This window comes from Proteus sp. NMG38-2, assembly GCF_020640995.1.
GTDB lineage: Bacteria > Pseudomonadota > Gammaproteobacteria > Enterobacterales > Enterobacteriaceae > Proteus.
Genome location: NZ_CP085481.1, coordinates 3,846,234 through 3,864,562 on the forward strand (window position 1 = coordinate 3,846,234; position 18,329 = coordinate 3,864,562).

At 40.6% G+C, this 18,329-nt stretch carries 12 protein-coding genes; 3 read left to right on the forward strand and 9 right to left on the reverse strand.

The annotated features are described in order from the left end of the window. Positions 1-84: 84 nt before the first annotated feature. The 3 genes from LG402_RS18135 (at position 85) to LG402_RS18145 (ending at position 8,917) form a co-directional block, all read left to right on the forward strand. Positions 85-2,280, forward strand: a complete 2,196-nt coding sequence (locus LG402_RS18135; protein WP_166539972.1) for a flotillin family protein — start codon at positions 85-87, stop codon at positions 2,278-2,280. Between the two features lie 86 nt (positions 2,281-2,366). Next, positions 2,367-7,301: a DNA repair ATPase gene (locus tag LG402_RS18140; RefSeq protein WP_227336081.1), complete on the forward strand. Its 4,935-nt coding sequence runs from the start codon at positions 2,367-2,369 to the stop codon at positions 7,299-7,301. 650 nt (positions 7,302-7,951) lie between these two features. Beyond that, a complete protein-coding gene (locus tag LG402_RS18145) occupies positions 7,952-8,917 on the forward strand; it encodes a helix-turn-helix domain-containing protein (protein ID WP_227336082.1) in 966 nt (321 codons plus the stop codon). Between the two features lie 141 nt (positions 8,918-9,058). Here the strand turns inward: LG402_RS18145 and LG402_RS18150 are convergent, their stop codons facing one another. The 9 genes from LG402_RS18150 to LG402_RS18190 form a co-directional block, all read right to left on the reverse strand. Beyond that, positions 9,059-9,343: a ferredoxin gene (locus LG402_RS18150; RefSeq protein ID WP_060556296.1), complete on the reverse strand. Its 285-nt coding sequence runs from the start codon at positions 9,341-9,343 to the stop codon at positions 9,059-9,061. Beyond that, positions 9,340-10,626, reverse strand: a complete 1,287-nt coding sequence (locus LG402_RS18155; protein ID WP_166539969.1) for an FAD-dependent oxidoreductase — start codon at positions 10,624-10,626, stop codon at positions 9,340-9,342. The genes LG402_RS18150 and LG402_RS18155 overlap by 4 nt, the downstream gene beginning before the upstream one ends. Before the next feature lie 63 nt (positions 10,627-10,689). Further along, a complete protein-coding gene (locus LG402_RS18160; RefSeq protein ID WP_227336083.1) occupies positions 10,690-11,631 on the reverse strand; it encodes an FAD-binding protein in 942 nt (313 codons plus the stop codon). 11 nt (positions 11,632-11,642) lie between these two features. Next, a complete protein-coding gene (gene fixA, locus LG402_RS18165; protein ID WP_227336084.1) occupies positions 11,643-12,419 on the reverse strand; it encodes a putative electron transfer flavoprotein FixA in 777 nt (258 codons plus the stop codon). 54 nt (positions 12,420-12,473) lie between these two features. Further along, positions 12,474-13,613 (reverse strand): acyl-CoA dehydrogenase family protein, encoded by a 1,140-nt coding sequence (locus LG402_RS18170; RefSeq protein WP_166539967.1) that lies wholly within the window; start codon positions 13,611-13,613, stop codon positions 12,474-12,476. A 95-nt stretch (positions 13,614-13,708) separates the two neighbouring features. Then, entirely contained in the window at positions 13,709-15,028 is a 1,320-nt protein-coding gene (locus LG402_RS18175; protein WP_072069069.1) for a GntP family permease, read from the reverse strand. An 80-nt stretch (positions 15,029-15,108) separates the two neighbouring features. Continuing rightward, positions 15,109-16,242 carry a 2-hydroxyacyl-CoA dehydratase subunit D gene (locus LG402_RS18180; RefSeq protein ID WP_227336085.1) on the reverse strand — a complete coding sequence of 378 codons (1,134 nt, stop codon included), beginning with the start codon at positions 16,240-16,242 and terminating at the stop codon, positions 15,109-15,111. After that, a complete protein-coding gene (locus tag LG402_RS18185; protein WP_166539965.1) occupies positions 16,242-17,483 on the reverse strand; it encodes a 2-hydroxyacyl-CoA dehydratase subunit D in 1,242 nt (413 codons plus the stop codon). Before LG402_RS18185 ends, LG402_RS18180 begins: the two co-directional genes overlap by 1 nt. Beyond that, complete coding sequence (locus LG402_RS18190; RefSeq protein ID WP_109408356.1) at positions 17,480-18,307, reverse strand: acyl-CoA dehydratase activase; 828 nt, start codon at positions 18,305-18,307, stop codon at positions 17,480-17,482. Before LG402_RS18190 ends, LG402_RS18185 begins: the two co-directional genes overlap by 4 nt. Positions 18,308-18,329 lie beyond the last annotated feature (22 nt).

Here is an 18,329-nt window from a genome sequence, read left to right on the forward strand (position 1 = left end):
TCGCATTCGATGAAATGCAATTAAGTTAACAGACAAATACGATTAAAAAATGACGGCATCGTCTGAACCTATGGAGAAAAAAGTATGGATTTGGCTTTCGTTATGCCTTTCTTAACTATTGTTGGCTTCGCAATTCTAATTATTTTAGGGTTATTTGGATTATTTAAAGCTTTTTATATTAAAGTGCCACAGGGTACAGCCTTAATTGTCAACGACATGAGCTCACAACCTAAAGTCCATTTTACAGGTGCTTTAGTTTATCCTGTTATCTACAAAAAAGAGTTTATGCGTATTTCTCTTTTAACGTTAGAGGTTGATCGTCGTGGTAAAGATGGTTTGATTTGCCAAGATAACTTACGTGCTGATATTACCGTTGCATTTTATTTACGTGTAAATGAAACCACTGAAGACGTATTAAAAGTCGCAAAAGCCATTGGTGTTGATAGAGCATCAGATCACCAAGCAGTCAGTACCCTATTTAGTGCTAAATTCTCAGAAGCATTAAAAACAGTAGGTAAACAGTTTGAACTGTCTAAACTTTTTGAAGATAGACAAAATTTCCGTGATCGCATTGTTGATGTCATCGGTAAAGATCTTAATGGTTATGCATTAGAAGACGTTGCTATCGACTATTTAGAACAAACCCCGAAATCAGCACTTGATCCTAATAATATTTTTGACTCTGAAGGTATCCGTAAAATCACGGAAATTACCGCCATTCATAATATTGAAACCAACCAAAAAGAGCGCGACCAAGAACTTGCTATTCAAAAGAAAAACGTGGAAACCCGAGAAGCAAGTCTGGCCTTAGAACGCCAACAAGCCGATGCAGAAGCACGCCAAAAACGTGAAATCGATAATATTCGTGCTCGTGAAACATCTGAAACCTTGCGTGTACAAGAAGAAGAGCGCTTAAAAGCAGAACAAGCCCGTATTCAAACGCAGCAAGAAATTGAAATTCGTGAAGAAAACCGCATGCGTGAAGTGGAAGTTGCACAACAAAATCGTACTCGTGCAGTCACCATTGAACAAGAGCGAGTTAATCGTGCTCGTGAATTAGAAATTGTTGCTCGCGAACGCGAAGTTGAGTTGCAACGGATTGAGAAAGAAAAAGCGTTAGAAGAAGAACGTAAAAACATCTCAAATGTTATCCGCGAACGCGTGGTTGTAGAAAAAACGGTAGCACAAGAAGAAGAGCGCATTAAAGAAGTCCGTGAAATATCTGAAGCGGATCGTATGAAACAAGTCACAATCATTAATGCACAAGCTGAAGCAGAAGAATCATTAGTGCGCCAAGTGAAAAAAGCAGAAGCAGATGAAGCCAGTGCAAAGCATAAAGCGGAAGAAATCAGTACGATGGCAAAAGCAGAACTCGAAGCCTCTGTTAAACAAGCAGAAGCCAAGAAACGCTTAGCAGAAGGTATTGAAGCAGAGCATGCTGCATTAGGTCTTGCCGAAGCACGAGTGCGTCAAGCCACAGCCGAGGCTGAAGAGAAAGAAGGTCTTGTACTGGCAAACATCACTGCTGAAAAACTATTAGCTGAAGCACGAGGCATGAAAGAAAAAGGCTTAACGGAAGCGCAAGTGATGGAGGCAAAAGCACAAGCCCAGCAACAACAAGGTCTTGCTGAAGCCAAGATTTTAGAAGAAAAACTTACTGCACAAGCGCGTGGTGAAGAACAACAAGCCAATGCAAAAGAGAAATTAGGTCTTGCTGATGCGAAAATTCTTGAAGAGAAACTCGCAGCACAAGCGCGTGGTGAAGGCCAATTAGGATCAGCACAAGCTGAAGTTATTCGCCAACGCTTGAAAGCAGAAGCCGATGGTTTAACAGATAAATTCAAATCTATGGATCACCTTAGCGATACGGCTCGTTCACATGAAGAGTTCCGTATGCAACTTGAAAAACAATTTGAACAGGCTATGGCGTCTATCGAAGCCAACAAAGAAATTGCACGCGAACAAGCCGATGTATTGGCCGCTGCACTGAGCAAAACCAATATTGAAATTGTAGGCGGTGATGGCAGCTTCTTTAACACCTTCTCTAAAGCATTAAGCTTAGGTAAAGCGGTAGATGGTTTTATGGATAAAAGCAGTTTTGCCAAAGAGAACGTTGAAAAACTGATTAACCGTACTCAACAAGATAAAAAGCTCGATATCGCTTCTTTATTAAAAAATCCTGAAGTTCAAGATTTAATTAATGGATTTATGGCAACAAAAGGTGCCAGTCAGCTGATTAAAGATGTGACAACTAAATCAGACTCCTCTAAAGAAGAATAATGCTATTTAGGAGGCGAAAGGCATAGAGACATCTCTATGTCTTTTATCTTGTTTTTATCGTTTAAGCCAAGGAAATCCGTTATACCATGTCTGAAATTCTGGATACGAATCGCGAGCAGGAAATACTCGATAGCGCCGTTGCACAAGGTGGCGCGTATGAAATCTTACGCAAACGCCTCACTGAGCAAGGCCAACAACTTCATCAAAAAGCCACTGAGTTAAATCAACATCGCTTAGATGAATTTGGTCAAAGCCAAATGGATATTATTGGCCGTATCCGTATTCGTACTGAAAATAACTGCCAAGCCAGAGATATTGTTCGTGTTGGTGAATGGCTACTGTTTGGTTATAACGTTTTCCTTGGATTAAAACGTGAAATTCATCTTGAAGATGTCTTTTCACTTTATTGTTTAACTGAAAGCGAGGGAGAGTTTGACGTTGAGGCAGTCCCTTATGAAGAGACTTTTTTAAACGATAATCGTTTTATTCAGGATTTTACTGAGCTTTATACTTATTACAAAAATACGCAATTACTACAACTTGTTGAGCGTGATGGGAAACTGCTTGCCAGTTTTCAAATTGGTGCGCGAATTACTGATGTGCGTGTTTTCCGCTGGGCTATCTCAAGTGATAAAAAGCGTATCGACTATATTGATAATCGTGGTGAACGCGATATTGCCCTCCCTCCTGCTTACGATTTCGAATGGACAAAAACCCAACGTGAAGATACGGTTAATGGCCGTTTTCCCCATATCAATATTCTTGATACCGTTTTTGTCGAAACGACTGGTGGTGATCTAACCGTTAAATGTGAAAATAATACCGAAGATGGTTTAGGGATTTATCGTGAAGCCGTCTTAGATAAAAACCAATCTCTCGATGATGCACAAATTGAATATGCTCAAACAGGCAGTTTAATTCTGTTAAAAATCTTACCGTATCGCGAAGAAAACTGGCGTTATTTGGTCTACAACATTTTGACGCAAACTGTACAACGCATTGATGCAATTGGACAAGCTTGTGTTCAATTACCTGAAGATCACGGCATTATTTTCCCGGGTGGCTATTACCTGCAAAATGGCGAATATAAAACCTTTGATCAACCAATGGAAGGAATGTATTTCCGCCGTCTACGCCGTTCGCCTAATGGCGAAGATGTGTTATATGTTTTCTACTCTCCTTCACAAGGTCGCCTTGCGCTTTTCAATTACAATATGATTGAGCGTAAACTTGCTGTGCCGTTAGTTGGTCATGGCTATGCGATGCTTGAAGATGGGAAAATGGTGCTGTTTGAAGGTGAAGGCGAAGAAGCCACGCGTGTTCATCCAATGCAAGTTTGGCAAACTCCCTTCTATTCTGAAGAATTTGCCGATAAACAACCGCCTCGTAATGGTTTTTATGGCCGTATTGGTAATGCTGATTTAGTACGAGGTATTTCTGAAATTTTGCATGTTTCAAAAGAAATTGAAGGTGATCAAATCTCTATTGCTCGTTATGAGCAACTCAGCTTACAACCTAAAAACTTATTAGATCTCTATTATTGGTTTAATGATGAACACTGTTTAGGAATTGGTAAATTATTAAAAGATATCGCTCAAACCAGTGAATTAGTACTTGATGAATATGAAAAAGTGGAAAGTATTCGTCAGCAATCTGCGAAATCAATGCTTGAAGCGGTTAATCGCCAAAAATCACTACTGGCCTTAACACTCCCCGATAGTTGGACTGATATTCAACAATTTGTTGATAGCTTGAATTTATTAAATGCCCATCGAGGGCATCTGATTTCATTGCGTGAATTCCGTTATATGGATTTAACCAAGCTTAGCGCCATGGAAACAGAAATTACCGAAACACAGCAGCGTGTTTCACAAGCAACCGCACTTTTCCTTGCCAGTGATAAAGCATTACAACCATTCAAAGCTCAACTTGTTACCTTTGAAAACCTCATTGAAAAAGCCCAGAACAGCGCACAACTAGATGCACCAATGAATGACATGGAAAAAATGTCTGCTGATTTGGATATGCTTTCTAACTTAATGGCATCTTTAACGTTCCAAGACGTTACCCAACAAACGCATATTATTGATGCAATCTCACAAATCTATGCTCAGCTCAATCAATCTCGCGCTCGACTACAACAAAAACGCAAATCACAAAGTAGCGTCGAAAGCGTGGCACAATTTGGTGCTCAATTTCGCTTATTTAGCCAAGGGATCACCAATGCTTTATCCCTTGCAACCGATCCTGAACGTTGTGACGATCAGCTTTCGCGTCTTTTAGTTCAATTAGAAGAGCTAGAAAGTCAGTTTAGCCATCATGATGAATTTCTTGATGATATTATGGCTAAACGTGAAGAGTTAGTAGAAACTTTTGAGTCACACAAACAAGTGTTGCTTGATGATCGCCAACGTCGCTCACAAAGCCTATTAACCGCAGCCAATCGCTTACTGGAAAATCTGCAACGTCGAACATCTCGATTACAGTCACAAGATGAGTTAAATGCCTTTTTCGCATCAGATCCTTTATCACTAAAAACACGAGAGATCATTGAAAAATTAAGAGAAATCAATGATAACGTCAAAGCTGATGATATTGATGCACGCTTAAAATCCTCTCGCGACCAGGCTATTCGTATTCTGCGGGATAAAACTGATATTTTTGAAGACGGTGGCAATGTTATTAAATTAGGGCCTCGCCATCGCTTTAGCGTTAATACGCAAGAACTTGATCTCACTATCTTACCTAAAGAAGATAAGCTTTGGTTATATCTGACAGGAACGGATTACCAAGAACCGATTGAAAATACAGAACTTGCTCAATTACAGCCTTATTGGAATGCCTCACTTGAATCTGAATCGGACACTGTTTATCGTGCAGAGTACCTTGCTTATTCCATTATTTATGCAGCGGCAAAACGTCAAGATGGTCTTGATTACGAAACGCTAAAAGAAGCACTCACTCTTCCAGAAAAGCTGGAAAAACTCGTGCGTGATTTTGCAACCCCACGTTATAAAGAAGGCTATGAAAAAGGGATCCACGATCACGATGCGATCGCCATATTGAAAAAGCTGATCCCTATTGGCGAAAGTGCTGATCTTCTACGCTACAACCCAACGGCACGCGCAATAGCTGCGCTCTTTTGGGAAACAAAACAAAATGAGCAATATCCCGCTTTATGGCCTGAACGCGCAAGAACCGCACTGAATATTCAGCAATTATTCCATACTGACGATGCGTTAACCGATCTGCAAGCAGAAATCGAAGCAGATATACGCCTCTTCCTTCATGATAATCCGATTGAGTGCGAACACTATGTACCGATGCAGGCCTCTGAATATTTAAGTTTTGCGTTGGCGAGAACACCTATTGAATTAGTTTATAGCAAATATGCTAAAGAGTTAGTGATTGCATTACAAAGTCGATTAGAAGAAGCCCATATGTGGATAGACTTTAATCGTTCGCAACAGAATTTAGGTACGCGATACGCACAGCGTTGGGCGCTGATCCAAAATTGGCTACAAGGGTTGTGCTCTCTGCCTGATTATGCCGAACTCTCACCTTATATTCCGGGTGCTATCGCTATCATTATATTAGATAAAGTCGCATCAGCTCGTTATAGTGAAGCTGATTTATACTTCACTGTAACGGGTTTATTAGGCTCTCACTCCACCATTGAAAACCAAGCATTATCACTCAGTTTAGATGACTATTTCAGCCGAATGCGCGGGCAAAGAAAGAACTTTATTCCTGCATTCCGACAGTATCTCACACTGCGTCAAAAAATAGTCAGCGATGAACGTGAACGCTTAAAACTGCATGAATTTAAAGCCAAACCATTAAGCTCTTTTGTCCGTAATAAGCTGATTAACGATGTCTATTTACCGATTATTGGCGACAATATGGCAAAACAAATTGGTGCATTAGGCGAAGGTAAACGCACCGACTTAATGGGATTATTATTAATGATCTCCCCTCCGGGTTATGGCAAAACCACATTAATGGAATATGCAGCCGCACGTTTAGGTCTTATTTTTATGAAGATCAATGGCCCTGCATTAGGACATAACGTGCTATCACTCGATCCCGAACAAGCGCCCAACGCAACAGCGAGACAAGAGCTTGAAAAACTCAACTTAGCATTAGAAATGGGTAATAACGTTATGCTGTATGTGGATGATATTCAGCATACTCACCCTGAATTCTTACAAAAGTTCATTTCGCTCTGTGATGGAACAAGACGTATTGAAGGGGTATGGAAAGGAAAAACCAAAACCTATGATATGCGGGGTAAAAAATTCTGTGTCGTCATGGCAGGTAACCCTTACACCGAATCAGGTGAAGTCTTCCGTATTCCTGATATGTTGGCTAACCGAGCTGATATTTATAACTTAGGTGAAGTATTAGGTGGTATGGACGATGCTTTTGCCCTGAGTTATATCGAAAATAGCTTAACGTCGAATGCGGTATTGGCACCGCTTGCACTACGTGATCTTAACGATCTCTATATTTTAGTTGATAAGGCGATGGGGAAATCTGTCTCTACCAATACATTAAGTTATCCTTATTCTGATGCTGAAATTAATGAAATTGTAATGGTGCTTAAACACTTAATTACGCTACGCAATGTCATTTTAAAAGTAAATCAGCAATATATCGCCAGTGCGGCACAATCAGATAAATATCGCACAGAGCCAGCATTCCGTTTGCAAGGCAGCTACCGCAATATGAATAAATTAAGTGAAAAAGTCTCTGCGGTAATGAATGATGAAGAGATTGAACGCTTACTCGACGATCATTATCTTGGTGAAGCACAATTGCTGACAACTGGAGCCGAAGAAAATTTATTAAAACTCGCTGAATTACGTGGAAAACTAACTGAAAAAGACGCTATTCGTTGGCAACAAATCAAGAAAGACTTTATGCGCAATAAAGCATTGGGTGGTGATAATGCCGATATTGGCGACCGCGTAGTATCACAGTTAGCCAATTTAGTGGAAAGTGTGCAAGGTCTACGTTAAAGATAGAAAATATTCATTTTCAGCCCACTAATTTTAGTGGGCTAAATACTACATAAATAATGTTTATAAATCGAGAAACCTATTTCACGTTCACAATATTGATTTTTTCAAAACAAGTGAAAACGTGAACGTCATTAAGATTAAATATATTTACTATTAATACTTAAATTTATAAAAAATTAATTTAATTTTATATAATTAATAATTATATGATTAACAATAAAAAAAACAAAATTATTTAACAACCAATTCTATTATGTACATAAAATCCATATTAACTCACACTCTGAAAAGAATGAAATAAATAAGACATTAATAATAATCACTCTTAATCCATTTATGAGATCTCTCTCTAAAGATAGGAAATTAACTTAGGATTAATAGCATAGAAATGATAGCATCAAAAATGCTATAAATTAATTATATTATTTATATGGCTTTAATTTAAAAAATTAAAAATTTTTAAATATATTACCTTCAATTTATTAACAAAAAAGATAATAACTATCTTCGCTAATAATTATTTAAATGTACTATTTTAAGTTTAAAGTTATAAAAAATATTATTCTATTTCCGTCTAGTTTAAGTTGTTTTTTATACTAGATTGATGGCAACACAACAAAAATACTTTCAATAAAAGTGGGCGTACTATGAAAAGCATGTTTACGACTCGGGAACTCCCTGACGTAGATCGGTTTTCCGTATTCAGGGATACAATAAAAGACCGCTTTTTATCGTCTTATGAATGCAATGAAGTCGAATTGCCTCCTCATTCTCGATTTTATGCCAATATTGTCGAGCAGCAGGTGACAAATATGCGCTTTATTCAGTTAGAGTCTAATGGACACTGGGCAAGTAGCCGTCCTTTGAGCCATAAACTGAGCTTAGAAGAACATTTTCAAATTGAGATACAGCGTTCAGGAACCAGCCATCTAACTCAAGATGGAAGAACGGCATTTCTGCGACAAGGCGACTTTTGTATTTTTGATATGGCAAGACCCGTATCCTGGTCTTTTGATAACGACTACTCGTTATTTAAGATCCTTATCCCAAGGGAGAAGCTAGCATCACGTTTAGGTAATACGCAAAATCTTACGGCAAGAGCAATACGCGGTAATAGCATTACCGGCTCTCTCGTTTATAGTTTTGTGATGCGTTATATTCCATTTTTGGATTCAATGCCACCACAACATGCACAACAACTTGCTGATATTTTATTGAATTTAATTACTTCAGCCTTTAGCGAATTTAGTATTGCGACACCACCGCAAAGCTTAGGAAGATCAACACTGTTTTATTTTGCTCAGCACTATCTTGAGCAACATCTTTCCGATCCCGATTTAAGTGTTAATGAATGTGCTAATGCGTGTGGGATCTCAGTCCGCTATTTACAGATGCTATTTAAAGAACAAAATACATCTGTACTTCGTTGGATCTACCAAAAGCGTCTTGAGAATTATAAAATAGCGTTAGTTAACCCGCTTTTAGCAGAGAAAAATATTACACAACTGGCTTATGAATGTGGGTTTAGTGATATTTCTAATTTAAGCCGAAAATTTAAATCTGAATTTTTTATGACACCTTCAGAGTATCGAAAAATACACTCGTTGAGATAAGTTATAAAACAAAATTATGGGTTATATAAGTATCATTACAAGCATTATGGTTCGTATATGAATCAATATGTACCCAGAATACTTATCCCCCTCTAGTTTAAATTTTGGAGGTTACACTAGAGGGGAAAAAGATCTATTTCATTAGCCGTAACGAAATTCAATGCCTAGTGTGCCACACGGATATTCCCATTTCTTTAAAATCGTCTCACCACATAACACACGGCAAGTACCACACTCTAAACACCCCGCATAATCAAAAAGATATTGCCCTTTCTCATCTTTTTTATATAGCCCTGCGGGACAAGCTTTCATTAAGATTTCAAATTGCGCAGGATCGATATCATCCTTTAAGACAATATGCGGATTTTCTTCATCCACATTAAATTTATTGACGCCTAATTTAACGTCTACGTTTACTTGACTCATAAAGAACGTACTCCTTTAAAGCCATCTTTAATTAAGTTCATCACACCAACTTTCTTCACTTGAGACAGTATTTTCTTACGTACTGGTTTTTCTGGGCCATTAATCACGAATAAATCATGCATGACATTGGCCGCCATTTGTGGGTAATCCGTAAAAAATCTGGTGTTATCAAGGAAAGCAGGCAGATCTTTATATAGCTTCATATCTTTCATCACAAAGCTGTCATTTAATAAAGATTGATAACAACTTAATTCTTTTTGGCTATAACTACCTTGTTCTTTCGCCATTAATACCGCTTTTGCGGCCGCTTCACCTGAAGCAATCGCCAGATCCATCCCTCTTACGGTATAACCCACATTGAGGCAAAAACCAGCTGCATCACCCGCCACTAATACACCATCTCTCACTAATTCAGACACCATATTCATGCCACCTTCTGGCACCATATGGGCTGAATATTCTAATAATTTTCCGTCTTTGATAAGCGGTGCAACAACAGGATGTTGTTTAAAATCTTCTAATAATTGAGGAACCGTTTTTTCGAACTTATCGACGTTATGTAGCCCTAAAACTAGGCCTAAAGAAACGGTATTTTTATTGGTATATAAAAAACCACCACCTAAGTATCCCCCTGATGGTGCGCCCGCAAAAAGCCAAGCTAACCCTTCATCATTGGTGCAACCAAATCGGTCTTCCATTTGTTGAGGAGTAAATTCAAGTAACTCTTTAACACCAACGGCAACAGTATGAGGATTTACTTTTTGCGTCATACCTAATTGCTTCGCTAATAATGAATTAACACCATCAGCTAAAATCACAACATGGGCTTCAATTTCATCATCACCCGCTTTAACGCCGCATACTTTGCCCTCTTTTACTAATACTTCATCGACACGAACGCCCGTGATCACTTGTGCGCCAACATCTTCCGCTTTTTCCATTAACCACTGATCAAATGAAGAACGCAATACAGTATAAGAGCGCGCCGCTTCCTCTTCTTGCTGTGTATGCTGATAATCTAACGTCACGCCATCTGTCGGCGTTAACATGGAGATCTTTTCACGCGTCACAAGGCGTTCAACTGGGGCTTCTTCGGCAAAGTTAGGAATGATTTTTTCAAGACTATGTGCGTATAAACGCCCACCCGTCATATTTTTACTGCCAGCGAAATTACCTCGCTCAACCACTAAAACATCACATCCTGCTTGCGCTAAAACATAGGCAGCAGTACCACCAGCAAGTCCACCACCCACAATAATGGCGTCAAAAATATCGTCTGACATACTTTTCTATCCTTTTATTATGTGTGGTCGCTTAGCACACTTTCACTAAGCGACCGACGGGGATTAGTCGCCAAGTTTTGCTGTTAATGCAGGTAACACTTTGTAGAGGTCGCCGACAATCCCGTAATCCACCATATTAAAGATAGGCGCATTTTTATCTTTGTTGATACCAACAATAATTTTTGCTCTATCTACACCGACCATATGTTGAATTTGCCCTGAAATACCAACGGCAACATAAACATCAGCACCTAAGGTCACGCCTGAAACACCAATGTAGCGATCGTGTTCCATCCAGCCTTCACCTTCAGCAATTGGACGTGAGCAACCCACTTCACCTTGAAGGGCTTTTGCTAATGCTGACGCTAACGCAATATCATCTGCCTTACCAAAGCCACGTCCAACACCAACAACACAATGCGCTTTACCTAAATCAACGCTACTACCTTGTTTTGGCTTACGTGTTAACACTTTTAATGTATGCGCAGGGGCGACAAAGGTGCCTTGTACCACTGATGCATTGGGAGCATCTGTAATGACTTCCACATCTAATGCACCACCAACAGTAGCAATAGCATAAGGTGAGCGAATTTCTGCTTTAGCATGTGCTAAACCACCATAAACTTGGTGTGTTGCGATCACGGTATTGTTTTCAACAGTCAGACTTAATGCATCACTGACAACACCCGCTTTTAACGTAACACCTAGGCGGGCCGCAATGGCTTTTGCTCGTTTTGATGATGCTAATAAAACCAATGCATTAGCACCTGCTTCTTTAATAATTTCAGCAAAAGAGGCCGCATAATCTTCAGCAATCACACCATCTTGTGGCGCAAAGCAATAGACACAATCAGCACCAAGGCTGACACATTCACGCGTGCTTTCGTCATCACCGATAAATAACACATTCACTTTTTCACCAAGACCACGAGCAAACGCTATCAGCTTTGCTAAATCATCCGCTTTCTCGGCATAAACAAAGGTAGTAGGTAGTAAACTAGCCATTTTTAATCTCCTTATTGATTAACCGCTTGGCGTAAATGCTCAGCAAATGTGGCAATATTTTCATCTGAATCACCTTCTAAAATAATGCCAAGGCGATCAGTCTGTTCTGGTGCGCACACTTGTGTTTGCACGACAGTCAGTGCTGAAATATCAACACCAATATCACCTAAACCAAGTTTCTCAACAGATTTTTTATTCGCAGCTAAAATGGCTTTCATTGACGGTAATTTGGGAGTGTTAATGCTTGATGTCACGCAGACAACGGCAGGTAATGTCAGCTCTAGCTCTTCAGTGATATTTTCTAAATCACGCTCAACAATGATTTTGTCACCATCAACGGTGATTTTGTTAACGGCATTAACACAAGGTAAGCCTAAGTATTCACCTACTGCTAAACCTGTTTGTTGAGCGTATAAGTCACCAGATCCTTCACCGAAAACTAATAAATCAAAACCCACCTTTTGTGCTGCTTGCGCAATAATATTGGCGGTATCTGTTGAATAAAGAGCATTGCACGCATCATCAGCAACAAGTGTTAATGCATCAGGGCCACGCGATAAAATATCTTTTTTAATTTTCGCGTTTTCTACCATTGCACTCGTGCCTACACTAAGCGCAGTTACGGTACTATCACCCAGAGCCGAGGCAATTTCTACTGCGGTTTCAATTGCATTTAAATCATATAAACTAATTTTTAAACCCGCATTATCAGTTGCGAGTGTACGATCAGGCCGCGTTGTGATGTCTTGTTCGTCATGAACAACCTTACAGCAGGCAATAAGTTTCATAATTCACATTCTCCGTTTTGCTCAAGGGAGCAAATTAATAAAATCCCAATGTCATTACGCTAAAATATGTTTAGCGATCACCATGCGTTGCACTTCGCTTGTGCCTTCAAAAATTTCAGTGAGTTTTGCTTCACGCATTAGGCGTTCAACAGGATAAGATTTGGTGTAGCCCATACCACCGTGGAGTTGAACGGCTTTTTGAGTGACATAGGTTGCTGTTTCAGAAGCGTATAATTTGGCTTGCGCTGATTCGCGGGTATAAGGAAGCCCAGCAATTTTTGCCGCCGCTGCGCGATACACCAACATACGAGCACAATCTACGCGGGTAGCCATATCCACTAGCATCCATTGCACACCTTGGTTAGCTGCAATAGGTTTTCCAAATTGAATACGCTCTTTGGTGTAATCAATCGTGGCATCTAATGCACTTTGTGCGATACCTAACGCAATAGCTGAACAGCTTAAACGGCCACCATCTAAGGTTTCCATGGCAATGCTAAAGCCTTTACCTTCCGCGCCTAAACGTGCACTAACAGGTACAACACAGTCACTAAAACTGACAGAACAAGTTTCAGAGCCATTCATACCCATTTTTTCTTCTGGTAAACCAATGCTGATCCCTGGGTTATCACGCTCAACTAAGAATGCGGTGATCCCTTTAACACCCGCACTTTTATCAGTCATGGCAAATACGATAAAGAATGCACCTTGAGGTGCTGCAGTGATCCACAATTTAGAGCCATTGATCACATAATTATCACCTTGACGAACAGCGGTTGTTTGTTGAGCAGCGGCATCACAACCCGCACTTGGTTCGGATAAACAGAAGCAACCAATTTGTTCACCTGAAACCACTCCCGGTAAAATACGTGCTTTGGTTTCTTCATCAGCATATTTTTGAATAACAGGGCCAGTTAATGAACACTGTGATCCCATGATCATCGCGTGTGCAGCGCTGACTTTTGCCATTTCTTCTGTTGCTAATACATAGCTAATTGCATCCGCTTCTGTTCCACCATAATTTTCATCAATATTGAAACCAAAGAGTCCTAATTCAGCCATAGGTGCAATGCTTTCACTTGGAAAACGGTGTTCTTTATCAATTTCGCCAGCAATAGGCTTAATATCATTTTCAACAAACTCTCTGACCATATCGCGGATCAGGACTTGTTCTTCTGTTAGCTGAAAATCCATGTTTATCTTCCTCTGTGAATATATAGGGTTATCTCTATGGCGTGCGATTTCACGTTTGTCGTCTTATCGCACGCATTAATGGGTTAACGTTATTTCTACATCGTCGCTATGGATGCAGGTAAGAAGGTGTACAGCAGCAACATAAACATCATGGCTAACAGTGGAATAGCGAGAGTTAACGTTCCTACAGGGCCATAGCCCTCTTTATGGCTGACACCACAAACGCTAAAGACAGTAATAATCAATCCGTTAAATGGTGGAGTTGTACTCATTGATGCCATTGTTGCCACACGGTGTAAGGAGCCTTGATCAACCACAGTTGCAGGGAACATTGCGGCAATCATTGGCATAGCAATACTTAGCGCACCAGAGCCAGAACCACTGATAAACACCAAGGCACCAACTGAAATTGCAGTAACAACAAGTGGATTAAGACCCGATTGAGCAATCGCTTGGAATGATTCTTTGAACGCAGGTAAGGTCATCACTAATGCCCCAAACCCAACAATAACCGCCGTATTAAAGAGGGAGGTCACCCCTTCCATTGTTCCTGCGGCTAAATTAGGTACGAGCTTTTTCCAATCGAGATAGCGTAAATACACAATCAAGGCGGCGATAATGGCGCAGAATAGTGCGATAGCTGGGTCCCATTTCAGGATATTCAGCACGACCAGCAAAATAAGCATAGGGAGTAATGCAACGAGCACATTAGGTAATTGACGATCTTTTTTACCTTCTTCGGCTTTTGCTGTTTTTTCGTCTTCAACCCAGCCTTCACCTTTCGCTTTTACACGCTTAAATAACCAAGTGAGATAAATAATCACTAAGGTGACTTGGAATAATGCTGTCAACATACCCGGTACTAAACCGGCCGTAGCTGACGTACCTAAGAACTTCATTGGGATAAGGTTTTGGATTTGTGGTGATCCAGGCATTATCATCACAAACGTACCTGCACCAGCAAAATAGACAGCAGGAATAAGTCTGCGAGGAAGATTCGCTTTGCGGAATAAACTCACCATCATCGAATAAACGGTAAACAGTGCAACAAACACTGAAACACCGCCGTAGGCTAAAATGGCACAAGCCGCAACTAATGAAGGAATAACGGCTCTTTCACCAAATTTACCAATAATAAAAGAGGCAACACTATCAGCAGCGCCACTGATAGCGGTTAATTTGCCAAAAATCGCACCAAGTACGAAAATGAAGAAGAAGCTACCAAAATAACCACCTAATCCACCGGTATACACTTGTAACAGTGCATCGACAGGATTAAGCATATCTGGTGATACAAGCCATGCAGTCACAGCAAGAAATAGGCTGGTGGTAAAGACAGAAATGAAGATATGTATGCCTTTCATACACATGATCATTAATATCGCTAGCCCAATGATTAAACAAATAATACCCATGATTGCCCCACTTATATGTGTTAGGGTTCAATTGACCTGTGCTATCCACACAGGTCTTTTGTGACTATTGATTAATGTTGTTAAGCAGAAAGCACATCAGCAAAAGTTTGCAGTGCCGTTCTAGCTTGTTCATACGTTTTAGTTTGCTGATCGATTTCGATAATGATGGAAGGAATGCCTTCTCTATCGAGGAATTTCTTCACTATCGGGGCATCGAACTCTTCTGGATCACAGAATTTTGTTAGCAAATAGACAACACCATCAGCGCCTGTGTTTTTCACCATATCGGCAATTAAACGGCCACGTTTTTTCTCTGGATCATATAAAAGTGAACACCCTTCAAGCTGGGCGATTTGCTCTGCCATTGCTTCATAAGGTGCGTTATTTTCTGGGATATCTTGACGGAACTGACGAGACTCATGTGCCACTTCATCTGCCACAATCGCTATCTTGTTATCAGCCAAAATTTGTAGAATAGAAGGGCTATCCGCAATAATGCCTGTCACAACAACTTTGTGCCCTTTCCAAGGTTCTGGAGATAAGGTTTTGCATTGTGCAACAATGGCTTCAACGGCTTTTGTATGTTCAACGACATCCATAAAGTAACCACTTTTGATCACAGTATTACGACGTTGTGGTGTGATTAAGTTTGGATGAAGCGCGGCCATCTCTGAAAATTCGCGTAACGCGGCGCGTCGCTGATTAAACAAATGGATTGCAGTTTTTAGTGCATCATCTGTCACAGGCTGACCTGAAATTTCCCCTAATTGCAGTGCGATTTTTTTGTATTGTTCGGTTAAGAAAGCAATACCCGCTGGGGTTTTACGATTTTGTGGATGCACCAGTTGGATAAAAGGCACTTGTGGCACACCGGCTTTCCAGTTTTGCCCTAAGCATTTTAAGGTGTCACACAAAGAAGGAATTATGGCTGCTGATAGTTTATTCAGCGCACCATCCAATCCCATCTCAAGAGAAGAAAGCACTAGCGCACAATAGAAAGGAGGAAAATATTTCTTCGCTTCTGAGATCTCACGTCCTTCCGCGCCCCAAATGCCAAAAGGCACCATGCCTGCTGCATAGACAATTTCATTCGGAGTATATTCAGGAAAACAACCAATCACCTTTTTGCCACTACGAATAAAACCCTCTAATTGCGCAACGGGGTTATCCACCACGGCTTGCAGCTCATCAAATCTATCCGTTAATGCTTTCATTAGATGTCTCCCTTTTTCATATCTGCTTTATTCGCAGCCATAATTTCTGTTAATGCTTCAACACGGGTGACATACTGCGCTTCAGAGAAAACTCGGGGATCTGCTTGGTCGCCATCAAAAGTCACCGTTGGGATCTTAAGTTCATGGCGAATACGGCGCTCAATTTCGGGCATAATGCCACTCCAGAGCTTACAACTGCGGTTAACGTGAATAATCGCGCCATCCACTTTATTCTGACGACTAACGTCAATACGCATATCAGCAGCACGCTCAACAGAGACACAGTTAGGAACATAAGAGTAAGCACGCATCATCTCGTCACTGTTTTGATAAATCACACCAAATGCGGTGGCGTAAACAGTAGCGGTAACGTTAATACCTTGCTCTTTTAACGGGGTAGATGTGGCACGCAAATAAGGCCAGCAAGCAATACCTTCAAAGAGAACACGGTATTTTTCTTCACCGCGGTAAGTCGATTTTTTCTCTTTGATATTTTGTTCCATCTCTTCACACAGTTGCTCAAAAGCCAGTGCAGCTTCTAATTTACCGCGAGCACAAACAGCAACCGCCATGTGATTAAACAGATCAAAACCATTCATTGGAGACGGCTCAAATTGGCAATATTCTGCCGCTTTTAACCATGCACGCCCTGTACGTTGTGAGATTTCACAGACTTCTTTAAACTTCTCTTCGGAGAAGACTTTGCCAGTGACTTTTTCAAGTTGTTTAATCGCATCATCAAATTGTGCTTGAACATACTTCACTGTCACATCATCAGTGTCATAATCATTTTTATAAGGAATATCGATAAGGATCATCGGGATATTCAATTCGTATGCGATATTTTCATACCACTTGATCATGCAGTTACAGATATTGTTACAGCACAGCAAGAAATCAGGCTGAGGCATATCCATCTCTTCACACTGCTTAATATCCATGTAAGAGAGGCTGATTCGAGCATAAGCACAGATATCATTGGAATATCCCATGCTTTCTGCATGCTCACACATTTTTAAACCTGCACCTTTTGCCGCAATGGCTGCGGCTTGGTTTTCAGGATAAACCACGCATAAACCTAATGTTTCAGCAATTTCTTGTGGGAAGTTAGAGGCACACCAGCCTATTTTTTCACCGCTATTTTTAGCATCCCACGCACGCTGATAAGCATCAGCAGCGATTTTTTGCAGTCGTTTTTTCGCAGGAATATAATCCGGCGCATTCATATCTACATTGCTCATTTTGATGTTCCTATTGTTAACGCATCGTCTTCCAGTTGATGGCGGTACGCTTCAAAGGCATAAATGGCGGCACCTATCGCCCCGTTGTATTGTGATAAAGGTGAAGTGGCGATAGAGGCGTTCAACTCTTCGCTAACATAACGAACAACTTCAAAATTACTGGCAACACCGCCTGTCATCACGACAGGGGCTTCAACCCCCACTCGTTTTGCAAGACCAGCAATACGGCTAGCCACAGAACGGTGAATGCCATTAATAACGTCGGGTATTGTTTCGTTATTCGCGAGATGAGAAATCACTTCTGATTCAGAGAACACGGTACAGGTTGAGCTAATCGTGACTTTCTTAGTGGACTTGGCGCCCTCTTGAGCGAGGTCAGAAATCTTGGTTTCTAATACTCTCGACATTACATCTAAAAAGCGTCCTGTACCGGCGGCGCATTTGTCATTCATCACAAAGTTTAATAAACGGCCTGCACCATCCATATGAAGTGCTTTAACGTCTTGACCGCCGATATCAATCACTGTTTTTACGCCCGGAAAAAGAAAGTGCGCGCCTTTGGCGTGACAGCTCAGTTCACTCACTTCTTTATTGGCTTCTTTCAGAGAATTACGGCCATAACCGGTTGCACAGATCCAACTGATCTGACTGAGATCGCCACCAAACTGGCTTAATACTTCAGCGATCGCTTTTTCAGGCCCAGAAGTTCCTGCACCCACAGATGCCAGTGATTTAGCGACAATGGCGTCACCATTTTTCATGATGATGCATTTTGATGCAGACGATCCGATATCAACGCCCATTGTGAAAATGTCTTGTTGCATGCCTTTGCTCTCCTGAAAATTA

Excerpts from the sequence above, each read along its gene's own strand:
- LG402_RS18135 (WP_166539972.1), top strand. The coding sequence starts at position 85 with ATGGATTTGGCTTTCGTTATGCCTTTCTTAACTATTGTTGGCTTCGCA.
- LG402_RS18140 (WP_227336081.1), top strand. The coding sequence starts at position 2,367 with ATGTCTGAAATTCTGGATACGAATCGCGAGCAGGAAATACTCGATAGC.
- LG402_RS18145 (WP_227336082.1), top strand. The coding sequence starts at position 7,952 with ATGAAAAGCATGTTTACGACTCGGGAACTCCCTGACGTAGATCGGTTT.
- LG402_RS18150 (WP_060556296.1), bottom strand. The coding sequence starts at position 9,343 with ATGAGTCAAGTAAACGTAGACGTTAAATTAGGCGTCAATAAATTTAAT.
- LG402_RS18155 (WP_166539969.1), bottom strand. The coding sequence starts at position 10,626 with ATGTCAGACGATATTTTTGACGCCATTATTGTGGGTGGTGGACTTGCT.
- LG402_RS18160 (WP_227336083.1), bottom strand. The coding sequence starts at position 11,631 with ATGGCTAGTTTACTACCTACTACCTTTGTTTATGCCGAGAAAGCGGAT.
- fixA (WP_227336084.1), bottom strand. The coding sequence starts at position 12,419 with ATGAAACTTATTGCCTGCTGTAAGGTTGTTCATGACGAACAAGACATC.
- LG402_RS18170 (WP_166539967.1), bottom strand. The coding sequence starts at position 13,613 with ATGGATTTTCAGCTAACAGAAGAACAAGTCCTGATCCGCGATATGGTC.
- LG402_RS18175 (WP_072069069.1), bottom strand. The coding sequence starts at position 15,028 with ATGGGTATTATTTGTTTAATCATTGGGCTAGCGATATTAATGATCATG.
- LG402_RS18180 (WP_227336085.1), bottom strand. The coding sequence starts at position 16,242 with ATGAAAGCATTAACGGATAGATTTGATGAGCTGCAAGCCGTGGTGGAT.
- LG402_RS18185 (WP_166539965.1), bottom strand. The coding sequence starts at position 17,483 with ATGAGCAATGTAGATATGAATGCGCCGGATTATATTCCTGCGAAAAAA.
- LG402_RS18190 (WP_109408356.1), bottom strand. The coding sequence starts at position 18,307 with ATGCAACAAGACATTTTCACAATGGGCGTTGATATCGGATCGTCTGCA.